This window comes from Haloferax sp. Q22 (assembly GCF_001482285.1).
GTDB lineage: Archaea > Halobacteriota > Halobacteria > Halobacteriales > Haloferacaceae > Haloferax.
Genome location: NZ_LOEP01000004.1, coordinates 25,468 through 49,814 on the forward strand (window position 1 = coordinate 25,468; position 24,347 = coordinate 49,814).

21 protein-coding genes are annotated in these 24,347 nt (G+C 65.0%); 13 read left to right on the forward strand and 8 right to left on the reverse strand.

Annotated features, from left to right (window positions below; genetic code table 11):
• The first annotated feature begins 158 nt into the window (after positions 1–158).
• On the forward strand, positions 159–359 hold the full coding sequence (locus AM590_RS00735; RefSeq protein WP_058825781.1) for an antitoxin VapB family protein: 201 nt from the start codon (positions 159–161) through the stop codon (positions 357–359).
• The gene (locus tag AM590_RS00740; RefSeq protein WP_058825782.1) at positions 356–751 is read left to right on the forward strand and encodes a type II toxin-antitoxin system VapC family toxin; all 396 of its coding nucleotides are present in this window, start codon (positions 356–358) and stop codon (positions 749–751) included. Before AM590_RS00735 ends, AM590_RS00740 begins: the two co-directional genes overlap by 4 nt.
• Positions 752–920: 169 nt before the next feature.
• Here the strand turns inward: AM590_RS00740 and AM590_RS00745 are convergent, their stop codons facing one another.
• Entirely contained in the window at positions 921–1,232 is a 312-nt protein-coding gene (locus AM590_RS00745; protein WP_058568510.1) for a YdhR family protein, read from the reverse strand.
• Between the two features lie 138 nt (positions 1,233–1,370).
• Entirely contained in the window at positions 1,371–2,195 is an 825-nt protein-coding gene (locus AM590_RS00750; RefSeq protein WP_058825783.1) for a winged helix-turn-helix domain-containing protein, read from the reverse strand.
• Between the two features lie 203 nt (positions 2,196–2,398).
• Between AM590_RS00750 and AM590_RS00755 the strand changes: the two genes are divergently transcribed.
• On the forward strand, positions 2,399–2,620 hold the full coding sequence (locus tag AM590_RS00755; protein ID WP_058825784.1) for a hypothetical protein: 222 nt from the start codon (positions 2,399–2,401) through the stop codon (positions 2,618–2,620).
• Positions 2,621–2,738: 118 nt separating this feature from the next.
• Here AM590_RS00755 and AM590_RS00760 read toward each other — a convergent pair whose 3' ends face one another.
• Positions 2,739–4,007, reverse strand: a complete 1,269-nt coding sequence (locus AM590_RS00760) for an RNA-guided endonuclease TnpB family protein (protein ID WP_058825785.1) — start codon at positions 4,005–4,007, stop codon at positions 2,739–2,741.
• A 163-nt stretch (positions 4,008–4,170) separates the two neighbouring features.
• On the opposite strand from AM590_RS00760, the gene AM590_RS00765 reads away from it, so the two are divergent.
• On the forward strand, positions 4,171–5,556 hold the full coding sequence (locus tag AM590_RS00765) for an FAD-binding oxidoreductase (RefSeq protein WP_253805805.1): 1,386 nt from the start codon (positions 4,171–4,173) through the stop codon (positions 5,554–5,556).
• 55 nt (positions 5,557–5,611) lie between these two features.
• Here the strand turns inward: AM590_RS00765 and AM590_RS00770 are convergent, their stop codons facing one another.
• Positions 5,612–6,121 (reverse strand): hypothetical protein, encoded by a 510-nt coding sequence (locus AM590_RS00770; RefSeq protein ID WP_058568506.1) that lies wholly within the window; start codon positions 6,119–6,121, stop codon positions 5,612–5,614.
• A gap of 167 nt (positions 6,122–6,288) precedes the next feature.
• On the opposite strand from AM590_RS00770, the gene AM590_RS00775 reads away from it, so the two are divergent.
• From AM590_RS00775 to AM590_RS00785, 3 genes are all read left to right on the forward strand, one after another.
• Positions 6,289–8,991: an ABC transporter ATP-binding protein gene (locus tag AM590_RS00775; RefSeq protein WP_058825786.1), complete on the forward strand. Its 2,703-nt coding sequence runs from the start codon at positions 6,289–6,291 to the stop codon at positions 8,989–8,991.
• Positions 8,992–9,139: 148 nt separating this feature from the next.
• Positions 9,140–10,864: an ABC transporter substrate-binding protein gene (locus tag AM590_RS00780; RefSeq protein ID WP_058825787.1), complete on the forward strand. Its 1,725-nt coding sequence runs from the start codon at positions 9,140–9,142 to the stop codon at positions 10,862–10,864.
• A 24-nt stretch (positions 10,865–10,888) separates the two neighbouring features.
• Positions 10,889–11,908 (forward strand): ABC transporter permease, encoded by a 1,020-nt coding sequence (locus tag AM590_RS00785; RefSeq protein ID WP_058825788.1) that lies wholly within the window; start codon positions 10,889–10,891, stop codon positions 11,906–11,908.
• Positions 11,909–12,021: 113 nt separating this feature from the next.
• Here the strand turns inward: AM590_RS00785 and AM590_RS00790 are convergent, their stop codons facing one another.
• Complete coding sequence (locus AM590_RS00790) at positions 12,022–13,254, reverse strand: RNA-guided endonuclease TnpB family protein (RefSeq protein ID WP_058825789.1); 1,233 nt, start codon at positions 13,252–13,254, stop codon at positions 12,022–12,024.
• Positions 13,255–13,507: 253 nt separating this feature from the next.
• Here AM590_RS00790 and AM590_RS00795 point away from each other — a divergent pair, with 253 nt between their 5' ends.
• Together AM590_RS00795 and AM590_RS00800 are read left to right on the forward strand one after the other, a co-directional pair.
• The gene (locus tag AM590_RS00795) at positions 13,508–14,443 is read left to right on the forward strand and encodes an ABC transporter permease (protein ID WP_058825790.1); all 936 of its coding nucleotides are present in this window, start codon (positions 13,508–13,510) and stop codon (positions 14,441–14,443) included.
• 6 nt (positions 14,444–14,449) lie between these two features.
• Positions 14,450–14,863, forward strand: a complete 414-nt coding sequence (locus AM590_RS00800; RefSeq protein ID WP_058825791.1) for a hypothetical protein — start codon at positions 14,450–14,452, stop codon at positions 14,861–14,863.
• Between the two features lie 23 nt (positions 14,864–14,886).
• On the opposite strand, the gene AM590_RS00805 is transcribed toward AM590_RS00800, so the two are convergent.
• The 3 genes from AM590_RS00805 to AM590_RS00815 form a co-directional block, all read right to left on the reverse strand.
• Positions 14,887–17,496 carry a PAS domain S-box protein gene (locus tag AM590_RS00805; RefSeq protein ID WP_058825792.1) on the reverse strand — a complete coding sequence of 870 codons (2,610 nt, stop codon included), beginning with the start codon at positions 17,494–17,496 and terminating at the stop codon, positions 14,887–14,889.
• Entirely contained in the window at positions 17,493–18,947 is a 1,455-nt protein-coding gene (locus tag AM590_RS00810) for an ATPase domain-containing protein (RefSeq protein WP_058825793.1), read from the reverse strand. The genes AM590_RS00805 and AM590_RS00810 overlap by 4 nt, the downstream gene beginning before the upstream one ends.
• Before the next feature lie 116 nt (positions 18,948–19,063).
• A complete protein-coding gene (locus tag AM590_RS00815) occupies positions 19,064–20,290 on the reverse strand; it encodes an orc1/cdc6 family replication initiation protein (protein ID WP_058568498.1) in 1,227 nt (408 codons plus the stop codon).
• A gap of 730 nt (positions 20,291–21,020) precedes the next feature.
• Here AM590_RS00815 and AM590_RS00820 point away from each other — a divergent pair.
• The 4 genes from AM590_RS00820 to AM590_RS00835 are packed head-to-tail and all read left to right on the forward strand — an operon-like array spanning position 21,021 to position 24,308.
• Positions 21,021–21,980, forward strand: coding sequence for a DUF4129 domain-containing protein (locus AM590_RS00820; protein WP_058825794.1), 960 nt, complete (start codon positions 21,021–21,023; stop codon positions 21,978–21,980).
• Positions 21,977–22,549: a hypothetical protein gene (locus AM590_RS00825; RefSeq protein WP_058825795.1), complete on the forward strand. Its 573-nt coding sequence runs from the start codon at positions 21,977–21,979 to the stop codon at positions 22,547–22,549. Before AM590_RS00820 ends, AM590_RS00825 begins: the two co-directional genes overlap by 4 nt.
• Positions 22,546–23,814: a DUF58 domain-containing protein gene (locus AM590_RS00830; protein WP_058825796.1), complete on the forward strand. Its 1,269-nt coding sequence runs from the start codon at positions 22,546–22,548 to the stop codon at positions 23,812–23,814. The genes AM590_RS00825 and AM590_RS00830 overlap by 4 nt, the downstream gene beginning before the upstream one ends.
• Complete coding sequence (locus AM590_RS00835; protein WP_058825797.1) at positions 23,802–24,308, forward strand: hypothetical protein; 507 nt, start codon at positions 23,802–23,804, stop codon at positions 24,306–24,308. Before AM590_RS00830 ends, AM590_RS00835 begins: the two co-directional genes overlap by 13 nt.
• Positions 24,309–24,347: the final 39 nt, after the last annotated feature.

A 24,347-nucleotide genomic window follows, 5' to 3' on the forward strand; every position in this document is an offset into this window, starting at 1 on the left:
AGGTTTTGTTCTGGGCGTCGTGCGGCGTCGAGAGTGTGGGTGTAACTGATGTGGTCCTCCCTGAAATTGACGGACTTAGCAGCCTTGAACTCGGAGTTCGTAGTCCATCGAGACCAAGGTCCTCAAACTACTTCCGATTGCATACGCAATGTATGCGCATGAGCACGTCAATTCGCGTCTCTGACGAGACAAAAGAGAAACTGGCGAGGCTGAAGCGTGAAGATGAGAGTTGGGATGAGTTTCTCGACCGATTGGCGAACGAAGGGTCGGGGATGAAGGCTGGTGCGTGGAAGGGAACTGACAAAGCCGAACAGGCGCGCGAGGCGATCAAGCGTTCTCGAGAGAGCTACGAGAAGTGACCTTTCTCGATTCATCGGTTATCATCGATTACCTCGATGGTATCGGGGAAGTCGTCGAGTTCGTCGATGAACAACCGGTCATAGTCACCTCCAGTATTTGCGTCTACGAAGTGCTCGCTGGAGAGGTGTTTACCGCAGGTGAGACAGATCTCGTCGGAGCGCGTGAGAACTTCGGACGAGTCACCGCGCTCGACTTCTCCGAAGAGGTCGCATTTGAAGCAGCCCGGATGCAGAACCGCCTTCTCGAATCAGGCGACCCGATGTCACCACGTGACCTCATGATTGCGGCGACAGCTAGATCGGAAGGCAAAGAACTGGTGGTCTCGGACGCTGACTTCGATACAGAAGGACTTCGTGAACTACTCTCTGTCCGGAAACTCGGACCGTATTGAGTTTGGTGTTTGATTCGGACGGCTTCGACACGACAACGCGCACCGAGAACTCCGCTTCGCGAGTACACGAGAGCTATTCGAACCGACGGCAGCCACGGTGGATTCGAGTTCGGTGGGCGGGTGGGCTCGCAACGCCACTTTCTGTGTTGAGTCGCCTCTCACAGTCGAGTCACGCGGGGTCTGGCAGCCCGTCGGCCTCGCGGAGTGGGAACAGGAGGTGGGCTTTTGTGACCGCTGGCTCGCCCGTCACCGCGTAGGCCGCTCCGACGCCGGCGCTGAGGTCCGATTCGAAGTACGCGTCGCGGGACTGCGCCGAATCGAAGATGAAACACGCGCCGTACCGGTCGTTCTCTCGGTCGTGCACGAAGTACTTCTGTACGAGTCCGGGCACCTCCCGGAACTTTTGTGCCCGCTGGCGCATGGTCTCCTCGATTGCGTCGTGGTCGAGTTCGGATTCGAACGTGGCGAAGACGATTTCCATGGTGCTTCGACCGGTCTATTCGGTGCGAACAGTTGTCATGATTCCTGCTGAGCGGTGCTCACTAGGTGAAATCCTCGACTGTGACTCGCGATTCGCTGCGGGACAGCCGAGACCGCTGGTCGCGAGCGGTCGGTGCGCTCAGCCGCAGACTTGGGCGAGCACGTCTTCTAGCGGTGCCGTGAGGTATTCAGCGGTCAACAGGGTCGCGTCGGCCCGATAGCTCTCGAACACGTCCGTCACCCACTCGAGGAACACGTCGTCGTCCGTCTCGATCATGCCAATCGAGACGTCGACGTCGTTCCGCACGACGAGACACCCGACCCCGTCGTGGACCATCACGGGATGGGAAATCTCGCCGTCGTACACGTAGACGTCAGTCCGGTCCGAGGCGACGATTGCCTCGAACTCGTCCGCGAAGTCCGAGGCCAGCGCGGACTCGAAGACGACCGGGGCGAACACCGCTTCGAACGTCTGTGTGCCGTGGACGATGGATTTGTATCGGCCCTCGATGCAGGGGTCGGGAAAGAAGTCGGTGAGGCTGCGCGCCTCCTCGGAGATTCGTTCGAGTTCCCGCACGCGAGAGACCACGGCGAACGGGTTGTACTGTGTTGCGCGGGTGACGGTCGCGTCGGCCAGTTGCTCGACGCCGATACCGATCTCGTCGAGCGGCACGTACGGGAGGAGTTCGTTCAGTTCGTGTGCGACCGCCATGTCGCCGTGGAATCGCGAGAACGACGCTGCGACGAACCTCCCGAGCGCCGTCAGCGAGTAGTGAGACCCGTCTCGTACGAGCCAGCCACGCTCCTCGAACGCCCGTACGATTCGGCCGATAGTGGCCGACGAGGCACCGGTCGCATCCCGAAGCGCCGCTCTGGAGCACCGGCCATCGGCGAGCATCCGAATCACCACCGGACGGTGCTGCGAGTCCGCGAGGTACCTGATATCGTCGAGCGCCCCACCCATGGTACACAGTAGCACGCTATATCCATAGCTGTTCGCGTTGTGACGGGAGCGCGGGCACGGCGCTAGCAGGCGTCGGACTCCTCGTGACGCGGGATTACGTCGGAGCGCAGATGCGCCGTGCTCACGAGGTGAAAGCCACACAGCCCCTGTAGATTCTGCAGGAAGCATCATGACGTGGTCCGAGCGCCTCTGTGAACGTGCACATGGGAGACAGAAACCACCTGCACGTGTGCCAGCACTGCGGCGTCGTCCACGCGACCGCGTCGCCGACGGCCCCCGAGGCGTGTATCGTCTGCGAGGCGCTCACGTTCAGCCCGTCCGAACTGAACGCGCTCCTCCGAGAGCACAGCGGCACTGAACCCGAACTGACCGAGACCGAGGGCGAGCGGGCGACGCGGACCTCACCACTTGTCAGCACGTCTTGAACCAACTCCCGTTTCTCTGAGGAACGCATATTCCCACGGACAACGTCTGTAAACACGGTATGGACCGAGTTGACATCCTCCCCGCCCTGAAGGGCGAGGATTCCCGAGCGTTGGGATATTAGGGTTTGCAACCAACCTGTTCGCTCGGTGCGAAACGCCCCGAGGTTTGGTTGAACAGGTGGACTGCTGGCCGTGCCAAACGACCGTTACTCATATCCCCCGTAGGAGGACTCTGAGTTATCTTTCTGCGAATATTCACCGCACCATTCACGTCTGCGTTCATCGCCGCACCGCACGACCCACAGACGTACAACCCACGCTCCACACGGTTCGCATCACGCTTCCGACCACAGCACGAACACGTCTTCGACGTGTCTCGTTCGCTCGTTCGGTCAACGAGGATGCCGTGTTCCTCTGCCTTGTATTCGAGCAAGGTCGTGAAGCGGTCGAACTCCCATCCGTGGAGTTTCTTGTTTCCACGCTTGCCCCAGTTTCGAGCATCACCATTTTCGTCTTCACGAATCTTGCTCAAGTCACCGATGGCGATGCGACCAACCTCGTGGTCGATGCACTGCTCAACGGTGTGCTTGGCGAGGGCGTGCAGGAAGTGGTCTTTCCGACGCGAGAGTTTCTGCCGGGAACGAAGCCCACGGCGCGACGGGCCGTTCTCGCCCTCAGTATCGTACTCGTCACGGGTGAAGTAGTGCTTGTCCTGTTTGAGAACGTTCCCCGGATACAACTCAGCGTCACCGTCGTCGTAGGCGATAGCGAGGTAGTTCTTGATGCCGAGGTCGATTCCAGCGGTGTTGTCGCCGGGTGCGTCCTCGACAGGAATCTCGACTTTGCAGACGAGGTGAAGTTCCCAACAGTCGCCGTTCCACACGGCCCGCACTTGCTGGATGTTCTCCACGGTCACGTCGGGGCGTGTCTCGTACTCTGCGAGGATGAAGTCCGAGCGATGGTTCTTCAGGTTGAAGCCTTTGCTCAGACGGAGTTGGTTGTGCTTGGAATCGTGCTTGATGCCGTTCTGCTTCCACGTCACGGTTGAGCGCGGATGCTTGTCGCCTCGCTTTCGGTAGCCGGGTGGATTCGCGTCAGTGTCGCCGTTCTTGTGCTTTTTGAACCAACCGTTGAACGACTCAGCGAGTTCTTCAAGAACGCGCTGACTTGACTGAGAATGGAGGTCACTGTATCGTTCGTGGTCTTTTAATTCGCGCTTGAGGTCGGCTTCGGACGGAATCTCGCCAGTGTTATCCCATTCTTGTTGGGCGTGGTAGCGGGCGACGTTCCACAGTTTGGATGCTGAGTGTCCGCAGTCATCGAGGTCGTCACTCACCTGTGAGTGGTTGACGATTTTCGCTCGATAGGTGCGGGTTGTTTCCAGCATCGGACTGTCTTCATAAGTACTTATGAAAAATAGAGTTTTAAAAGTAACGACTGAGGCGTGGAATATCTGGTTGTGCCATCGAGGGTGGATTGTGTAGGAGTTGTCGGCTGTATCCCCGCCCTGAAGGGCGGGGTTTTAGCCTTGTAACTTCCATAACCCAACGGTGGACGACACCACCATCCGCGACCTCGACGCTCGTCTCCACGGCGATGCACTCGGTCCAGCAGACGGCGACTACCGAGCGGCGCGTACGGTCTGGAACGCGATGGTCGACCGCTACCCCGCAGTCGTCGTCCGGCCGGCGGACACGAACGACGTCGTCGTCGCCGTCGAGTTCGCCCGTCGGCACGGACTGCCACTCGCGGTGCAGGGCGGCGGCCACAACGTCGCCGGGAACGGCGTCTGTGACGACGGACTACTGATTGACTGCTCGTTGCTGACGGCGGTCGAGGTGGATGTGGAGACCAAGACTGCTCGAGTCGAACCCGGCGTCACCGTCGGGGAGTTCGACCGCGCGACCCAGGCCCACGGTCTCGCCACGCCGAGTGGCATCGTTTCGACGACGGGGGTCGCCGGGTTGACCCTCGGCGGCGGGTGGGGATGGCTCAGCCGTTCGTACGGGCTCGCCATCGACAACCTCCGGGCGGTCGAAGTCGTCACGGCCGACGGCGAGGTCCGTCACGCGAGCGACGACGAACACGCGGACCTCTTCTGGGGACTCCGTGGTGGTGGCGGTAACTTCGGAGTCGTGACCGCCTTCGAGTTCGCCCTTCACGTGGTCGGGCCGATGGTCCTCGCGGGGGTGCTGGTCTATCCGTTCGAGGCCGCCGGCGACCTCTTGCGATTCCACCGGGAGTTCACGGCCTCGGCCCCCGAAGAACTCTGCTGTTACGCCTCGGTCAGGACCGCGCCGTCCGCGTCGTTCGTCCCGGCGGACATCCGCGGCGAGCGAATCGTCACCGCCTACCTGTGCTACGCGGGCCCCACCGAGGACGGCGAACCGGCGATTCGGCCGCTCCGGGAGTTTCGGGAGCCGCTTGTCGACCTCGTCGAGCCGCGCCGGTACACGGCGTTTCAGGGACTCTTCGACGACGTGTACCCGCCGGGGTACCGGAACTATTGGAAGTCACAGTTCGTCGGCGAGGCCGGGCTCTCCGACGAGGCCATCGAGACGCTCGTCGAGTACGCGAACGCGGTGACGTCGCCGTACACGTCCATCGTCATCGAGCATCTGGGAGGCGCGATTTCGCGCCCCGACTCGGACGCGTCCGCGTACCCCCACCGCGACGCAAGCTACTCGTTCAACATCTTCACGCGGTGGGCGGACGCCGACGAGGACGACGAACACATCGCGTGGACGCGGGCGTTCTTCGCGGCGATAGCGCCCCACCTCACCGACGGCGTCTACGTGAACTTCCTCAGCCGCGAGGGGAACGAGCGCGTTCGCGCCGCCTTCGGAGACAACTACGACCGGTTGGTCGAACTGAAACGCCGGTACGACCCGGAGAACCTGTTCCGGGTGAATCAGAATATCGCGCCACAGGCCTGACAGCGCCGAATTCCAGTGCGCCAAAAAGCGTCTTCGACCGTCGGCGACGCGACGATTACGCGAACTCGTCCGAGAGGTCGGCGTCCCAGTCCGGCGGCAGCAGCGGGTCGGGGTCCTCGTGGACGAACTCGACGCCCTTGTCGGGGTCGAGCGGGTGGACCTTCGTGCGCATCGTCTCGCCGGCGTCGAGCAGCGAGAACATGCGTTCGGACTCCGCGAGACGGTAGTACAAGGGGAGACAGACAGCGACTTCGTCGTCGGTGGCGCGGACGACGAGCGCGAGGTAGACGAGGCCGCCGGTGACCGCGCGGAACGCCTCGTACTCGTCGAACGTCGCGCCCTCGACGGCGGCTTCGAGGTCGGGGTACACGTCGTCGCCGACGACCACGTCGAGGCCGACGTGTTCGACCACTTCGTCGCCCGTCCCGGGGACCGGGACCACGTCACCCGGGAGGGCGACGACGACGGTCCAGTCTCGCTCCCGATAGTCGTCGGCGAGCGCCTCGCACTCTTCGACCACCGTCTCCCACGTGCCCGACTCGTCCGAGAGCGGATGTTCTTCCATGCGGCATGGTGTCGGAGTCCGCTACCTAAACTTTGGCTTCTCCCGCCGCCGTCGCCCGCTTTCGCGCGTCACGCGGGCGACCGCAGGCCAATGACCATTATGACCGTTATCTATCAATTGGCAAAAATTGAAAAGGTATTTCACTCCATGCTGGTCTTTCTCATTCAATGAGGAATCTACTCTCTCTTTCGGACCTTCGAACCCAGTTCTCGACCGGCCGGGGTCGCGTCAAGGCCGTCGACGGCCTCGACCTCACGGTCGGCGAGGGCGAGACGGTCGGGCTGGTCGGTGAGTCCGGGTCCGGAAAGAGTGTGACGGCGCTCTCGGCGATGGGCCTCGTCGACGACCCGGGGGAAATCGTCTCGGGGTCGGTCGAACTCGAAAGCGCCCGGCTCGCAGACGAGTTCCGCGAGGAGTACAACAACCCCGCCTTCGTCGACGGCGACGTGGTCAATCTGGTCGACGCCCCCGAGGAGGCGCTGCGGGCCGTCCGCGGGCGCGAACTCGGGATGATTTTCCAGGACCCGATGACCTCGCTGAACCCCTCGCTGACGGTGGGCGAGCAGGTCGCAGAGAGCCTGCGACTCCACCAGTACGGCGGCCGCCGCAAGGACTCGTGGTTCAACGCGGTCCGCGAACTGCTCCCCCGCATCAGCCGCGACATCGACGACGAAATCGTCGAGCGGACCATCGAGGTGCTCGAATCGGTCGGCATCCCCGAACCCGGCGCGCGGGTCGACGAGTACCCCCACGAGTTCTCCGGCGGGATGCGCCAGCGCGTCCTCATCGCTATCGCGCTCGCCTGCCAGCCACGCGTGCTCGTCGCCGACGAGCCGACGACCGCGCTCGACGTGACCATTCAGGCGCAGATTCTCGACCTCATCGACGACCTGCAGGCGGACCTCGGCATGTCGGTGCTCATGATCACCCACGACCTCGGCGTCGTCGCCGAGACGTGCGACCGGGTCGCGGTCATGTACGCCGGCGAAATCGTCGAGGAGGGGCCGGTCGAGGAGATCTTCCACAACCCCTCACACCCCTACACGTACACGCTCCTCGAATCGCTCCCGAGCGAGGAAAAAGAGCGCCTGACGCCCATCGAGGGCAACGTGCCGGACCTCATCGACATGCCCGAAGGGTGCCACTTCGCGCCCCGATGTCCGTGGGCCCAACCGGAGTGTACCGCGGGCGAGATACCGTACAAGCAACACGGCGGCGACGCGGTGGACCACCGCTCGAAGTGCGTCCTCGACGACTTCGACACCGACGAGTACGGCGGCGACGCCATCGAGGCCTCGGCGGGCACCGAGCCCTCCGACACGCCGCTGCTCGAAGTCGAGGGCATGCAGAAGTACTACGAGCAGGCCGACGGCCTCCTCGACCGCTTCCTCGGGGCGGACGACCGGAGCGTGAAGGCGGTCGACGGCATCGACTTCACCGTCTACGAGGGCGAGACGCTCGGACTGGTCGGCGAGTCGGGCTGTGGGAAGTCCACGGCCGGGCGGAGCCTCTTGCATCTGACGCCGCCGACCGGTGGACGCGTCGTCTTCTCGGGGACGGACCTCTCGGGGCTCGACAGCGACGAACTCCGCGCGATGCGCCGCGACATGCAGATGATCTTCCAGGACCCGCTGTCGTCGCTCGACCCGCGGATGACGGTCGGCCAGACCATCCGCGAGCCGCTCGACGTGCACGACCTGCCCGTGTCCGACCCCGACGTGCGCGGCGAGGCCGACGTCACCGTGACCGGCATCGACGCCGAGCGCGTCTCGGTCACCGCGAGCGACGAAATCGACGCCATCGTCGGCTCCTCGAACGGCGTCGCCACCGCCACCGTGTCGGTCACGGTCGCCGACGGCGAGGTCGACGTGGCCGTCGAAGAGCGCCTCCGCGCCGAGGTCGAAGTCGAGCGCGAGGGTGACGTCGTCTCGGGCGTCACGGTCCGCGTCACGCCGGGCGACTCCACCAGCGAGCGCCGCCGTCGCCGCGTCCACCAACTGCTCGACGCGGTCGGCCTCGAAGTCGGCCAGTACGACCGCTACCCGCACGAACTCTCGGGCGGCCAGCGCCAGCGCGTCGGCATCGCCCGCGCGCTCGCGGTCGACCCGGACTTCATCGTCGCCGACGAACCCGTTTCGGCGCTCGACGTGTCCGTGCAGGCGCAGATTCTCAATCTGCTCGAAGACCTCCAGGAGCGCTTCGGGCTGACGTACCTCTTTATCGCCCACGACCTCTCCGTGGTTCGCCACATCTCCGATCGCGTCGCCGTGATGTACCTCGGCGAAATCGTGGAGGTCGCAGCGACCGACGAGCTGTTCGACGACCCGAGACACCCCTACACGCAGGCGTTGCTGTCGGCGATTCCGGAGCCCGACCCGGCCGCCGAGACCGACGACCGCATCATCCTCGAAGGCGACGTGCCGAGCCCCATCAACCCGCCGTCGGGCTGTCACTTCCGGACGCGGTGTCCGCAGGTCATCCCCCCGGACGATCTCGACATCGAGCAGGCGGCCTACCGCGAGGTGATGGACCTCCGCCAGCGCGTCGAACGCGAGTCGCTGGACGTCGAGACCGCCCGCGACGCGGCGCTGGACGCGGGCGACCCGAGCGCCGAAGCGACGGTGAGCACCGACGGCGGCACCGCCGATGCAAACGCCGTCGTGGACGAACTCCGCGAATCCCACCTGTCGCACACGCTGTCGCCCGAACTCCGGGGCGTCGTCGACCGCGCGCTCGAACGCGTCGTCGCCGACGACTGGGACGCCGCGGACGAGCTACTCCGCGAGCGGTTCGAGAGCGTCTGCGAGCGCGACGCCCCCAAGCTGGGCGAGCAGACGCACCCCGCAGCGTGTCATCTCATCGACGAATAGGCGGCTCGTCAGGGGCTATAGGGCCTCTCGTCACCGATCCGACGTTTTTTGATTGTCTCGTATTTTTACCGGGATAGGTCGACGGCGTCTCTCGTTCCTGCGCTCAGCGCTTCGTTATTTTTATAGGGGGCGATTGATAGGTACACGTATGTCACAAGATGGCAATGGACTTTCGCGGCGTCGGTTCCTGACGGCCGCAGGGACCGCTGCGGCGACGGCCGGACTCGCAGGTTGTTCCGGCGGTGGCGGCGAAGACACGACCACCACGTCGGGCGAGACGACCGGTGACGGCGAGACTGACCAGACCCAGACGGAGACCGAAGACGACGGTTCGACGTCGACCCTCCGCTACGGTCGCGGCAGCCACTCGCCGACGCTCGACTTCCAGAACAGCACGAGCGGCGAGGTCGCGAAGGTGACCGAACAGATCTACGACACGCTCATCAACTTCGAGCCGGGCCAGTCCACGCTGACGCAGGGACTCGCCACCGAGTACTCCCTTGAGGGCCAGTCGGCCTCCATCACGCTCCGCGAGGGCGTGATGTTCCACAACGGCGAGGAGTTCACGGCGGAGGACTTCGTGGCGACGTATCGCCGCTTCGTCGACAGCGACTACGAGTACTACGCCGGCGACGACTACGTCTCGGCGTACGGGCCGTTCACCCTCGGCTCGTGGATCGACGAGATTCAGGTCGACGGCGACTACTCGATGACGATTCAGCTGACCCAGTCGTACGCGCCGTTCCTGCGTAACCTGGCGATGTTCGCGGCGTCGGTGCACTCCCTCGCCGCAATCGAGGAGTACGGCACGGAACTCAGTTCGAACCCCGTCGGTACGGGCCCGTTCCAACTGAGCAACCTCGACGACGCGAACGAGCTCATCCGCCTCGAAGCCAACTCCGAATACTGGGGCGAGGGGCCGAACGTGGACGAGGTCGTCTTCGTCACCATCGGCCAGAACTCGACGCGCGCCCAGTCGCTCGCGTCGGGCGAACTCGACATCATCGACGGACTCGGCGCGCAGTCGTCCGTCCAGGTCGAAAACGCCAGCAACGCGAACCTCGTCCGCACCGAGGGTATCAACATCGGCTACATGGCGTTCAACATGGCGAGCCGCGAGGAGTTCCGCGACCGCCGCGTCCGGCAGGCCGTCAGCCACGCCATCAACACCGAAGCCATCGTCAACGAGATCTACTCGGGCTTCGCGACGCAGGCGAGCCAGCCGCTTCCGCCGAACGTCCTCGGTCACAACGACGACATCGACCCGTACCCGTACGACCCCGAGGAGGCCCAGCGCCTCCTCGAAGAGGCCGGTTACGGTGACGGCTTCTCGTTCGAACTGGCGACGTTCCAGAACCCCCGCGGCTACAACCCGTCGCCGATTCAGACCGCCGAGACCGTCGCGTCCAACCTCGGCGAGGTCGGCATCGAAGTCGACATCAACCAGCAGTCGTTCGGGCCGTTCCTCGAATACACCGCCCAGGGCCGCCACGACGCGTGTTTCCTCGGCTGGTACACCGACAACGCCGACCCGGACAACTTCATGTACGTCCTCCTGCACCCGCAGGTAGAGGAAGGCGAACTCACGGAGGGACAGGACTGGGTCAGCTTCGACGCCGAAGGCTACAACACCAGTAACCGCTCGGCGTGGGCGAACCGCGACTACATGGACCTCGTCGAACAGGGCCAGAGCACCTACGACGAGGCCGAGCGCGAGTCGCTGTACAACGAGGCGAACCAGATCGCACACGACGAGGCCCCGTGGGTCTATCTCGACTACGCGGACGAGCTTCGCGGCGTCTCCAACCGCGTCAGCGGGTTCCAGATCGCCGCCATCAGCGGTCCGTACCTCAACCTGGTCAGCCTGAACTGAGGCACTGACCGCGTTTTCGATTTCATGATTTCCACACGATTCGTACTCAAGCGGCTGCTGTTGCTCGTCCCCGTGTTGGTGGGAGTGGCGTCGCTCGTCTTCTCCATCCTGCACCTCTCGCCGGGCGACCCGGCGCTCACCATCGCGGGCGAGCGCGCCAGCGAGGAGTTCGTCCGACAGGTCGAAGAGAGTCTCGGCCTGAACGACCCCATATGGGTGCAGTACGGGCGGTTCCTCCTCGACGCCGCGCAGTTCCAGTTCGGTGAGTCCTTCATCATCCAGCGGAACACCGCGGTCCGCGAGGTGCTCGCCAACAAGCTGCCGGTCACGCTCGAACTCGCCATCTACGGCCAGCTCATCGGTATCTCGCTGGGCATCCCGCTCGGCATCCTGAGCGCCGTCAAGCAGGACAGCATCACGGACCACCTGACCCGCATCGGCGCGCTAGCCGGCATCAGCGTGCCCATCTTCTGGAGCGGCCCGCTTCTCATCTTGCTGTTCGCGCAGGTGCTCGGGTGGCTCCCGACGAGCGGCCGCATCTCGGTGCTGTACAACGTCGAGGCTATCCGGGTGACGGGGCTCGTCACGGTCGACGCCCTCATCGCGGGCAACTGGGAGATGTTCGTCTCCGCGGTTCGACACATGATTCTCCCGGCGTCGGTCATCGGCGTCTACTCGATGGCGCTTATCTCTCGGATGATGCGCTCGTCGATGCTGGAGGTCATCCGGCAGGACTACATGCGAACCGCCCGCGCGAAGGGCCAAGGCTCGAAGATTACGGTCCTGAAACACGGCTTCCGCAACGCGATGATTCCCGTCATCACGGTCATCGGCATCCAGTTCGGTGGCCTGCTCGGCGGCGCAGTACTCACGGAGACGGTGTTCGCCATCGGCGGCATCGGGACGCTTCTGGTCGAGGCCATCAAGGTCGGCGACTACCCCATCGTCCAGGGGACGGTCCTGACCTTCGCGTTCCTGTTCACGCTTGTCAACCTCGGCGTCGACATCACCTACTCCATCCTTGACCCGAGGATCGAACAGTGACATCCTCTCCCGCCCCAGAGGCCGTTCACAAGACGCAGAACGTCTTGTGTAGTCGACCTTTCCGTTTTGAGGGCGGGACTCCCTACAAGGGAAATCTCACGTTGAGAGAGGTTTCAGGACTGAAACGTCGCGAGCGTCGTCTGCCGGAGTTTCCGACTCTGCTCGTGGTGTCCTGTGGTGCTGTCACAAGCACTCCCATCCCGTGGCGAGTCATCGGCGTGCGGTTTCAGTGTACACCTCTCTCCCCACGGGTTGAGGCGGCTAGCAATGTTAGCCGCCGCGTTGATGTCTGCTTGGTACTCCGTCACCCAGCACTCTGGATTCTGGCACTGGAATGCAGCCTGCGAACTTCGCGAGCCGATGTGGCCACAAGCGTGACATGTCTTGGACGTAAACGCCGGGTTCACGAATCGGACCGGAATTCCGGCGTCGAGGGCCTTGTCCTCGATACGTCCACTGAGACGCGCGAACGCCCAGTTATGGAGGCGGCGATTTATCCACTTGCCGTAGTTCAGATGCTCGCGAATATACGAGAGATCTTCGAGAACAATAACTGGATTCTCGAATCCTTGAGCGTACTCGACAGCTTGTCGAGACGCTTTCTCGACGATATCCGTGAGCGAGTTCTGGTAGTGGTCAAACCGCTCTTGAATGCGCCACTCGGCATCTCGCTTTTGCAGACGGCGGAGGGTTGTGAACATCTCTTTGCGGAGCTGTCGAGCCCGCCCGCCATCGTAAATATACGGTTGAGTTGGAGTACCATTCTGACAGGCACAGCCCGTCAAGAGTTTGGACTCTCCGATGTCGAAGCCGACCGGCGTCGATTCGTCCGATACCTCTGGCTCTATAACCTCGTACTTAACGGCGACATGAAGTACCCAGTTGGAACGGTGTTCTTGCAGACGGAACTCCCCGACGGACACTTGGCCATCAAGCAAGTCAGCCCAGAGCGATTCCTGAGCAGGGTTGATACGAAGCGGGATCCAGAAGGCATTGTTACGTCCAGCCTGGGGGACACGCCAGCAAAACTCGTGTTTACGATCTTCAGAGTGGTCGATCCGGAACCCCCGGTTTGTGAATCGAACAGGGTGATCATCACCCAACTCCGAAGCGTTGTACGTCCGGCGGAGTTTTGGGACGTAGCTCTTGAGCGCGTCTTTCGCATAGGAGGTGAGCGTGTACGGTGTGACTACATCATTGACTGCCGTCTGCGTGTTTGCACCACTCTCGAATGCTTCGGAGAGGGCACAGCGATACGTCGCCACGGTACGCTGAAGCCGCTGCTCTTTGTGTCCTGTCGGGGGTGCGAGCGAGGCTTGCAGTGTTTTTGTGACCGTGGAAGACACAGTTATTCTTACAAAAACAAAGCACATAAAGTGCACGAAAATCAACAAAGATGTATGCCAAAAGATGTGCGTCTACAAGTAAGCGAAGAACAGCACGAATGGCTAACAGAATTAAAGGACGAGAGGGGGTTCACATGGAAGGGACTACTGCTGGAAGGTGCCAAGTGTCTAGACACCAACGATACGTAATAGTTAGACAGGAACCTAAGTTCCGAACATGCCCCTTTGAGCGGGTTATGTCAATTACAAAAAGATGAGCACGGAAACCACGACCACGAACGAGACGGCGGCGGACGTCGACCAGCGCGGGCTCATCGACCGCCTCACTGCGTCGCCGTTCGTCTCCCGACTGCTGTCGAACCGCCTCGCGCTCGCCGGTATCGCCATCATCGTCGCGATGGTGGTCATCGCGCTGTACGCGCGGCTGTTCTTGGACCTCGAGGTCATCACGCAGTCGCAACTCGGGACGAACCCGAACCGCGCCGCGCCGAGTCTCGACTTCCCGTTCGGCACCGACGGACAGGCCCGGAGTCTCCTGCCGCGGGTGGCCTACGGCGCGTGGTACGCGATGCTGTTCGGCACCGTCACGGTGGCCGCCTCGACCGTCCTCGGCGTCGGCCTCGGCATCGTCGCGGCCTACTACGGCGACGTGACCGACAACGTCATCATGCGGACGATGGACGTACTGCTCGCGTTCCCGTCGCTCCTGCTCGCGCTGGCGCTCGTCGCAATCTTCCCCGACGACCTCGGGCTGTGGCGGGCGGTCGCCGCGCTGACGCTCGTCTACACGCCGCGGTTCGCCCGCGTCGTCCGCGGGGCCGCGCTGACCGTGCTCGAAAACGAGTACATCGACGCGACGGTCGCGCTCGGCGCGGCCGACCCGCGCGTGCTGATTCGGCACGTCCTGCCGAACTGCCTCGCGCCTATCACGGTCCAGAGCACGCTCAACTTCGGGCTGGCGATCATCGACCTCGCGGCGCTGTCGTTCCTCGGCTTCGGTGCCGAGGCCGGCACGCCCTCGTGGGGGCTCATGCTCTCGAACGGTGTGAGTCAGGGCCTGCTCACGGGCGTCTGGTGGTGGTCGTTCTTCCCCGGGTTCTTCCTCGCGCTCACCGTGCTGGGGTTCAACCTCCTCGGGGACGGCATGCGCGACGCGCTCGACCCGCGGATGCGCGAAGCGGTCGATTAATCGACCGTGTCAGCGCCACCGGAGCCGACGGACGCGGACGCAGACGCAGACGCGCCCCCCATACGCGAACGGGCGGCGGTTCGCGTTCGCCTCGTCGGCACCGCGGCCCTCGCGGGCGCGTTCGTCGCCGCCGTCTGGCTGGCCGCCACGCTGGTCGTCGGTGACTTCGCGGGGAGCGTCGAAACGACGTTCGCGCTCGGCTCGCTCGCGTTCGGGTTCGGCCTCCTCGGCTGGTCCGGGGCGGTCGCGCTCGGCCGCGGTATCGAATCGATGCAGACCCACCTCGACACCGGCACGGGGTGGACAGAACGTGACGCTCGCCGGGCGATGGCCCGGATTCTCGGGTTCGGACTCGGCGTGATGCTCGGGGCGACGGCGGTCGGGTCGTCCGTCTCCGTGTTCGGCGCCGCCGTCATCTGAGCCGGCCGCGCGGAGCCGCCGACTCAGACGTTCGGCAATCGCAGCTCGATGACCGTCCCGCTTGGTTCGTTGTCAATGATATCCATCGAGCCGTTGCTGTTCGTCACCGCCCAGCGGACGAACCAGAGTCCGAGGCCGTTCGTGTGTTGGAGGGGCGATTCTCGTCCCGTCATGATGGATTTGCGTTCGAGCCGGGGAATTCCCGGCCCGTTGTCCGTGACGCGGAGGACGACCTGGTCTGCGGCGTCGTCCTCGAAGACCGAGAGCTCGACTTCGACGCCGTCGCCGCCGTAGACGACGGCGTTGTCGACGAGTTCGTTCACCGCGAGTTCGAACGTCGTGTGGGCTTGCGCGTTCGCGACGTCCGGCGCGTCGACGGTGATAGCCGCCTCGGGGTAGCTGAGGCGCGCGCCCTCGACGACGTTGCGAACGCAGTCGGCGATGTTCTGGGGTTGCACCCGCTCTGTCACATCGGGGTCGAGCGCGGAGCTGAACTTCCGGGCCGTCTCGGCGAGCGAGAGCAGTTCGCTCGTCGCCCGTTCGATGGCCGCCGCCGACTCGCGCACGCCGTCGTCGTCGGTGCGTTCGAGCACCATCGTCGCATGCGCCTGCGCGATGTTCATCTTGTTCCGGAGGTTGTGTCGGACGACGCGGTCGAGGACGGACAGCCGCCGTTCGCGCTCTTGGAGCTCGGTCACGTCGCGGCCGACACAGACGATACCGTCGAACTCGTCTTCGGAGGACTTCGCCGCGATAGTCGTCTGAAACTGCCGCTCGGTACCGTTTCGGTCGGTGACGACCGTCTCGATGGTCTCTTCGGCGCTATCGCCCGCGAGAAGCGACGCGATGGCCTCCAAGAGCGCTTGCGAGTGGCGTTCGCCGAACACAGTCGAGACGTGTTCGCCGACGAGATCGTCGGGGTCGCGGCCCAGCAGGTCGGCGGTCGCGCTGTTCGCGAGGACGAACCGGAGGTTGTCGTCCAGCGTGTAAATCGGGTCCGAGGTCGTCTCAACGATTCGCTCGTAGCGTTCCAGCTCTCTCGACCGGGCCTTTCGCTCGGTGATGTCTTGGACGGTCCCCCGGTAGATGGGTTCGCTCTCCTGCGTCGCGACGCCGCGAACGTTCACCCAGCGCATCTCGCCGCCCATCGTCTCCAGGCGGCACTCGACGGACTGCTCTTCGCCGGTCGTGACGAGGCGCTCGAACGCCGCGCGGACCGTGGGCTCGTCGTCCGGATGGTAGAACGAAAACGCTTCCGCGAGTTCGAACGTCGCCCCCGAGTCGACGCCGAGAAGCTCCGCGAGCCCGCTCGTGAACAGCACCGAATTGGTGTGGGTGTCGACCTCCCACGCGCCGACTGAGGCGATCTTCTGGCTTTGGTCGAACAGGTCGAGCAGTCGCTCGCGCTCGCGCTCCTGTTGCTTCTGTGCTGTCACGTCCTCGATGGCGGCAATCGAACCGACGCGCTCTCCATCACTGCCGTCCAGGGGGGCGACGTTGACGACGAGCCACCGCCGTTCCTCGGGGACGCCGATACCGTGTTCGAAGTTCGTGACCGTCTCGCCGGTCTCTCTCACGCGGTCGAAGGGGAGGTCATCGCGGTCGAGCGGCTCTCCACGTCCGTCGACGAGGTCCCACTCGGGTGCGTCGTACGGCTGTCCGAGCACGACCGACCGTTGGAGACCGAGTACCTCCTGGGCCGCCTCGTTGGCGCGCACGATAACCCCGTCCTCGTTGAGGACCGCGATGCCAACCGGACTCGTCTCGAAGAGCTGTTTGAGCGTTTGGGTCTCGTGGACGAGTTGGTTCTTGAGCGCGTGGCGGACGGTCGCGTCGGTCTGGAACCCGACGAAGTGGGTGAGGTCGCCGTCCTCGTACACCGGCGATATCTTCAGTTCGTTCCAGAACGGCGTCCCGTCCTTCCGGTAGTTGGTGAGGCTGACGGCGGCGTTCTCCCCTGCTTCGATCGCCTCGTGGAGTAGCTCGACCGGCTCCGAGTCGGTCTCTTCGCCCTGCAGGAACCGGCAGTTCCGACCGAGTGCCTCCGAGCGGTCGTAGCCGGTCATCTCCTCGAAGGCATCGTTGACGTAGGTGAGCGGTTGGTCGCCGTCGGCCTCGGTGATGGTGATGCCGACGGTCGCGCTGTCCATCGCGCTGCGGTACAGCGCGAGTTGGAGCGACTGCCGCCGGGTCTGGAGGAGCGATTCGACCCGCGACCGGATGACCGCCTTCGGCGCGGGCACCGCGAGCACGTCGTCCGGAACGTCTTCGAGTCGTCGCGCGGCGACGGCCTGTTCGTCTTGGGCGACCGTCAACAACACCGGTACGAACCGGTCGTCGGCGTCGGCTTTGCGCTCGGCGAGCGCGTCGGCGACGACCGAGTACGTCGCCATGTCGACGATACAGAGGTCGAACTCCGGGAGCGGGCCTTCGCCTGCACCTTCGTCTCCGTCTCCGCCTTCGCCTCCGCTTTCGCGGCCGCGTTCCCAGACGATGACCTCGTACGCGTCGAGGAGTTCAGCCAGTAGCTCGCGGTCGCGAGCGCCGCGGACCGCGAGGAGTATCCGTTCGTCCCCGGACGCGTCTCCGGCGGAACGTGTGTCGTTCCGCGACGCGTCTTCGCTCACGGTCACTCATCCTCGTTCCACGTCGGCGTCCCCGTGAGGATGCCTCGGAGTTCGTCCAGCGGTTCGCCGACGACGATGCCGTCGCTCCCGATTTTGAACGACCGGAGCGTCGGCTCGAAGGAGCCGAACCGCTTTTTCAGGACGCCGATGGCCTTGCGAATCTCGCCGCGCACCTCGATGTACCGGATGAACAGGATGTTGTCCGCGAGGTAGCTCACGTGGTTGTCGGAGGCGTGGAACGCACCGGTGACCTGCTGTACCTCCTCGGTCAGCACGACGGTAACGCCCATGTTCTTGAGGTACCGCGCCAGCGCGTGGAGTTCGCGGCGGATGTCGCTTCGCTCGTCGGTGAGGCTGAGTTGGTAGCCGGCCGTGCCGTCTATCATCACGAACTCCGTGCCGTTCGCCTCGACCTCGGCGCGGACTCGGTGGGCGAATTCGTCGGTCGAAAGCGAGAGTGGTTCCACCTCGTCGAGTCGGAGGTTCCCCGACTCGACGAGGTCGTCTATCGGGATGCCGATGGACTTGGAGCGGTGCCGGAAGCTCGATTTGCTCTCTTCGAAGAGGTAGACCGCGGCGCGCTCGCCGCGGTCGGCGGTCGCCCGCGCGAACGCGGCTCCGGTGGTCGATTTCCCGACGCCGCTCGGGCCGCTGATGAGCGTGATGCTCCCGCGCTCGATGCCGCCGCCGAGCAGGGTGTCGAGGTCGTCGATGCCGGACGAGAGCGGTTCGATGGCGAACTCGCGGTGGTGCGACCCGGGAACGAGGCGCGGGAAGACGCGTATGCCGTGGTCGCCGTCGATTCGCATGGCGTGCGGCCCCGTCTGGGAGTCCGACCCGCGGAACTTCTCGACGCGAACCGACCGTCCCTCCTCGGACCGCAGGAGCGACAGCGACCCGTCACAGAGGTACGCGAGCGTCTCGTCGGTGTCGTCGCTCGACGGCTGGCTCGTAACCACCGTCGTCGCCCCCGACTGCTTGAGGTAGCTCAGGAGCGACGAGACGAGCCGACGGAACTGGTATCTGTCCGACGAGAGCCGACCGAGTTGGCTCAGCGGGTCGATGACGATTCTGTCGGGGTCGTGTTCCTCGATTGCGGTCCGCAGCTCGGTCGCCATCGACTGCCCCTCGACCTCGCTGGGCGACAGCATCGTGTAGGCCCCGTCGTCGAAGAACGCCTCGGGCGACGGGCTCATGTCGAGAGTCGGCACCGCGGAGAGATCGAACCCGAGCGTCTCGGCGTTCGCCCGGAGGTCAGCGGCCGACTCCTCGAACGAGACGAACAGCACGTTCTCATCGTTTTCCATTCCCACGGTCAGGAAGTGGTAGCCGACGATAGTTTTCCCCGCACCTGAGACTCCACGGACCATGTAGGTCCGATTCGGGACCAGCCCACCGTCCAGCACTGCATCGAGCCCGGAGATTCCCGTAGAGAGTCGTGGCGAGAAATTCGTCATGGTGTCCACATCTCTCTGCCACACCAAGAAACCACCTCAGGCTCAGGGAACCACGCCGCAGAACAGCACGTCGCAGAAAGCGGACGCGGGCGAAAGGCCGTGGCGTGCGGTAGGCGTCAGGCCGCTTCGGCCTGCGTCGCGGTCTTTCGAATCTCGTCGAGGACGGAGTCGAGCGAGAGCACGTCCGAGAGCGCTTCCATCGCGCTGGCGAAGGGGACGTCGAGCGCGTAGCTGTAGTAGTTCCCGCGCGAGCCGGTGCGGTTCTCTTCCGCCGACAGGATGCCGAGCATCCGGAGGTCCGAGAGGTGGTTGTGGACCGACCGCTGGGCGAGCGGGTCGATACCGGCGGAGTTGCACAGCCGGAGGTACTCCTGATAGAGGTCGCGCATCCGACACGGCGTCTCGTCGTGGGCGGCCTTCGAGACGACCGCGAGGAGCGCGAAATGACCGTTCTCTGTGAGTTCGCGCATCCCCTCGACGACGCGCTCCTGTTCGAGTTTCTGCCGGGCGATGTCGACGTGGTCGAGCGTGATTCGCTCGTCGTCTTTGTTCTCGGCGTGTTCGCCGGCCAGTCGGAGGAGGTCGAGCGCCTGTCTCGCGCTCCCGCTGTCGCGAGCGGCGAGCGCCGCACAGAGGTTGAGCACGCCCTCCTCGCAGGCGTCCTCTGCGATGGCGACCTCAGCGCGCGATTCGAGGATGTTCTGCAGTTCGGGCGCTTGGTACGGCGGGAAGTGGAGTTCGCGCTCGCAGAGTGTGTCTTGTACGCGCGGGTCGAGTTGGTCGTGGAACTTGAAGTCGTTCGAGATGCCGATGAGGCCGACCTTGGCGTCTTCGAGTTTGCCGTTCGAGCGCGCCCGCGGGAGTTCGTAGAGGAGTTCGTCGCGGTCGCCGATGGAGTCCACCTCGTCGAGGACGATGAGAACCGTCCCACCCACGTCGTCCAACTCCTGAAACAGTTTTTTGAAGACGGTCTGTTGGGGGTAGCCGGTCGAGCTAATCTCCGCACCCGGCGGCCGAAGCTCGTTGACGAGTTCGACCGCAACTTGGTACGAGGAGTTGAGCGTCTTGCAGTTGATAGAGATGACGCTGAGGTCCACGTCGTCGTACTGCGAGACGTCTTCGAGGAGCATCTCGAGGAGGAACTCGGTGACCGCGGTCTTCCCCACGCCGGTGTTTCCGTACAGGAAGACGTTGTTCGGTTCCCAGCCGTCGACGACCGGTTGGAGCGCGTCCATGTACTCCGAAATCTCGTCGTCGCGCTCCTCGATGCGCTCGGGCTTGTAGGACTCCCCGAGGGCGTCCTTGTTGGTGAAGACGTTTTGTTTTCGCTCGAACCGGCGCATTAGCGTCGGTCCGTTGTAGCGTCCCCTTATTTAAAACCCCGATTTCATCTGATTCATGTGAATTGCGGCGGTGGTGTCGTCGGGGAATGAGCGGCGTGTTCGGGTCGGAATCGTCGCCTTCTAATCAAGTCACGGTACCACATATCATGGTTCGTGTGAACTAGTTTGAACAGACACACACCACTTTTGCAAGTGAATAGGAGGATACGAGAGTAGCTAGTAGAACAACAGAGCGCGAGTTCAACTAAACCGTTGACATGTCTCGGTGCCCGCGGTGCAGTTTGTAGTCAAACGTTTCTGTCGTGAACGGCCCGTAAACGGTCCAGCTCGGGAGAAATCACCTGCAACGGTGGTGGGTGACGACGTTCGAGTCGCGACCGAGGTTCACTTGCACCCGTGCTCTCTCCGAGTGCCCGCCGATGGCACCCCCTCTCGGCGTCACCACGCTTCACGTGCAACGGTGGTGTCTGTGTGTCTCCCCCGCCTCTCCTTCCCACCACCAATTCACTTGCAAGTGTGGTGTGTGGGTGTGACCCCCGGCGTTCGTCCGCCGTACCCGCGGCTGGTTCACTTGCACGGGTGGTCTGTTCTGATGGCCTGTCTGACCGCGTCATCTTCGGGGCAGCCAGCAGGAATCTCGCTTGGTCCGGTCGGTCGAACGTCGTTCGCCCCACCGACGACCGCTTCGTCCCTCGAAATGTCTTTACCCCGGATACTGTTACCTACCATCGTGGACCGTTCCGCCCTCCGCGCACTCGCACTCGCCCTCCTCGCGGTCGTCGCCCTCTCGGTCGTCGCCGCCACCATCGATTCGACCGTCGTCAGTAGCGGAGGTCCAGTCGGTTTCGGTGGCGGTGAGACCGGCGGCGCAGTTGCTGGTGACACAGACGAGACCGGCGTCCGACCGATCGGTGATTCGTCCGGCAGTCTCAGTATTCCGACGCCGTGTCTCCCGTGGTTACTCTCACCCGGAATCCTCGCCGGGGTCGCCCTCGTCTTCGTCCTCCTCGGCGCGTACGCCTACCGAGAGACCGGATCGCTGCTCCCGCCGCTCGCCATTTTCGTGGCGGTCGGCCCGCCGGTCGTCCTCCTGTTCGCGCTCCTCACCGCCTGTCGCCGCGAGTTCTCGTTTTCGTCTCGCGCCGCGGCTGCCGCGCGCAACGTGTCGTTTCTTCCCGCCGGCGGCGGCGGCAGCCTTGGCGACGGCGGTGCGGCACAGGCCGTCTCGCCGCCGACGCTCCTGTTCGGCCTCCTGTTGGGGGTCGCGCTCGTCGTCGCGGTCTTCCTGCTCGTCACCGGGACCGGCGACTCGCCCGCGGCCGACGACGAAATCGACCCGGCTGCCGAGGAGGAGGGACCGAACGTCGCCGCCGTCGGCCGGGCCGCCGGGGCCGCGGCCCAGCGCATCGAAGACGGTGACGCCGACGTGGAAAACGAAGTGTTCCGCGCGTGGGGAGAGATGACGGCGCTCCTCGACGTGCCGAACCGTCGCGCCGCGACGCCCGCCGAGTTCGCGGATTCGGCCGTCGATGCGGGCATGGACCGCGACGACGTGGGCGACCTGACGACGCTGTTCGAGGAAGTCCGCTACGGCGGCTTCGAGGCGACGCCGGAACGCGAGCGCCGGGCAGTCGACGCGCTCAGGAACATCGAAGCCACCTACGCCGACGCACCGGAGGACGACCGATGACGCTCGCGCGTCGGCTGTTCTTGCTCGTCGGCGTCGTCGCCACGGCCGCGGGCTTCGCGGTCGTCGCCGGCGTCTCGCTCGGCCTCGAACTGACGGATATCTTCCTCGGTCTCGTCGCGGCACTCGCGGCGCTCCAGGGGCTTCGGTACGTCCAGCACCGCCGCGAAACCCCGATGAACACCACGGTCACCGGCGACCCGGAGGCGAGAGTCGCGGTCCCGATACCCGGCTCCGACTTCGACGACGACCTCGTGTCGGCGGCGGGTCGGCGCACTCGCTGGGCCGCCCGCAAGCGGGTTGTCGACCGACTCGAAGCGCGGGCGACACAGGCACTCGTCGCCCGCGACGGTCGCGACCCCGAGGAAGCGGCCGCGCTCCTCGACACCGGCGGCTGGACCGACGACCCGGTCGCCGCGCGCTTTCTCGGCGCGTCCGTCTCGCTTCCGCTCCGCCAGCGCGTCCGACTCTTCCTGTCGGGACAGTCGTCGCTCACCGACCGCGCCGAGCGAACCGTCACCGCGATAGAGCGAATCGGCACCGGCGACGGTCCCGCGGGTGAGCGCCGATGAGCCGCGGGTTCGACACCGAACGCTGGACCGGCCTCGACGGCCTCGTCCTCGTCGCGGCCGGCGCGGGCGTGTTCACCCGCGAGCCGTCGCTGCTCCTCGCGGCCGGCCTCGGCGTCGTCGTGCTCGGCTACGTCCGGGTCGCGTCGATTCCCGAGGTGTCGCTTCGCGTCGAGCGCGACCTCTCGGACGCGACCCCCGACCCCGACGACGAGGTCGAAGTCACGCTTCGGGTCACAAACGAGGGGTCGCGGACGCTGTTCGACCTCCGGATCGTCGACGGCGTCCCGCCGGCACTCGGCGTCGCCGACGGCCCCGCCCGACTGGGGACGGCGCTCCGACCGGGGGCGACCGCGACCGCGACCTACACCGTCACCGCCGTCCGCGGCGAGCACGCGTGGGACGAGACGGTCGTCGTCGTCCGCGACCCGAGCGGGGCCGTCGAGTCCCGCGAGACGGTCAGCGCCGAGACGACGCTCCGGTGTGAACCCGAACTCGCCGCGACCGCCGACCTGCCGCTTCGGGGCCTCACCTCGAAGTACGCCGGCCGCGTCGAGACCGACGTGCCGGGGTCGGGACTGGAGTTCGCCTCCATCCGCGAGTACCGCCACGGCGACCCGATTCGACGCATCGACTGGAACCGTCGCGCCCGAACGGGCGAACTCGCCACCGTGGAGTTCAGAGAAGAGCGCGCGGCGTCCGTCGTCCTCGTCGTCGACACCCGCCCGGAGGCGCACGTCGCCCCCGACGTCGAGGCGGAGACCGCGGTCGAGCGCTCCGTGGACGCCGCGAGCGTCGCCTTCTCGGCGCTCCTCGACAGCGGCGACAGCGTCGGCGTCGCGGCGTTCGGCCCCGACGAGTGCTGGCTCGCCCCCTCGTCGGGCGCCGACCACCGCGCCCGCGCCCGACGACTGTTCGCGACCCACCCGGCGTTCGCGCCGACGCCGCCAGACGGGGCCTTCTTCCCCTCCGTGGCCGTCCGCCGACTCCGGCGTCGGCTCGCCAGCGACGCGCAGGTCATCTTCTGCTCGCCGCTCGTAGACGATTACGGCGTCTCGGTCGCTCGCCGGTTGGAGGCCTACGGCCATGCCGTGACGGTCGTCTCCCCGGACCCGACGACGACATCGACCGTCGGGGCGCGACTCGCGCGCATCGAGCGCGACCTGCGGCTCCGCGAACTCCGGCGGAGCGGTGTCCGCGTCCTCGACTGGGGTGACGAACCGCTCGGCGTCGCGCTCGCGCGGGCCGAAGCGGGGTGGTCGCGGTGAGCGAAATCACCCGCAAGCCGACCCGGACGGGGACCGCGATGGCGCTGTCGGTCGCCGGGCTCACGACGTTCACGCTCGGGTTCACCACGTCGACCGCGGCGGTCGGCGGTCTCGTCGCGACGGTCGCGCTCGCCGCCGGACTGTTCCGGGGCTCGCGTCGCATCGTCGACGCCGCGGGCGGGCTGTTCTTCCTCTCGCTCCTCTTCGCGGGCGCGAGCGGGGCTGGAACGGAGGCGCTCCTCCTCACCGCGCTCGGGTCGATACTCGCGTGGGACCTCGCGGAGAACGCGCGGTCAGTCGGCGAACACCTCGGCCGCGAGACCGACACGCTCCGGCTCGAACTCGTCCACGCGGCGGCGACGCTCGTCGTGCTCGCGGTCGGCGCGGCCGTCGTCTACGGCGCGGACCGGGCGGCCGCCGGCGGCCAACCCATTACGGCCGTCGTCTTACTGTTGGTCGGGGTGGTCGCGCTCGTGACGGTCGTCACGCGCTGAGCGGCGCGCCCGCCTCGCATCTCCCGTCTCCCACCTCAC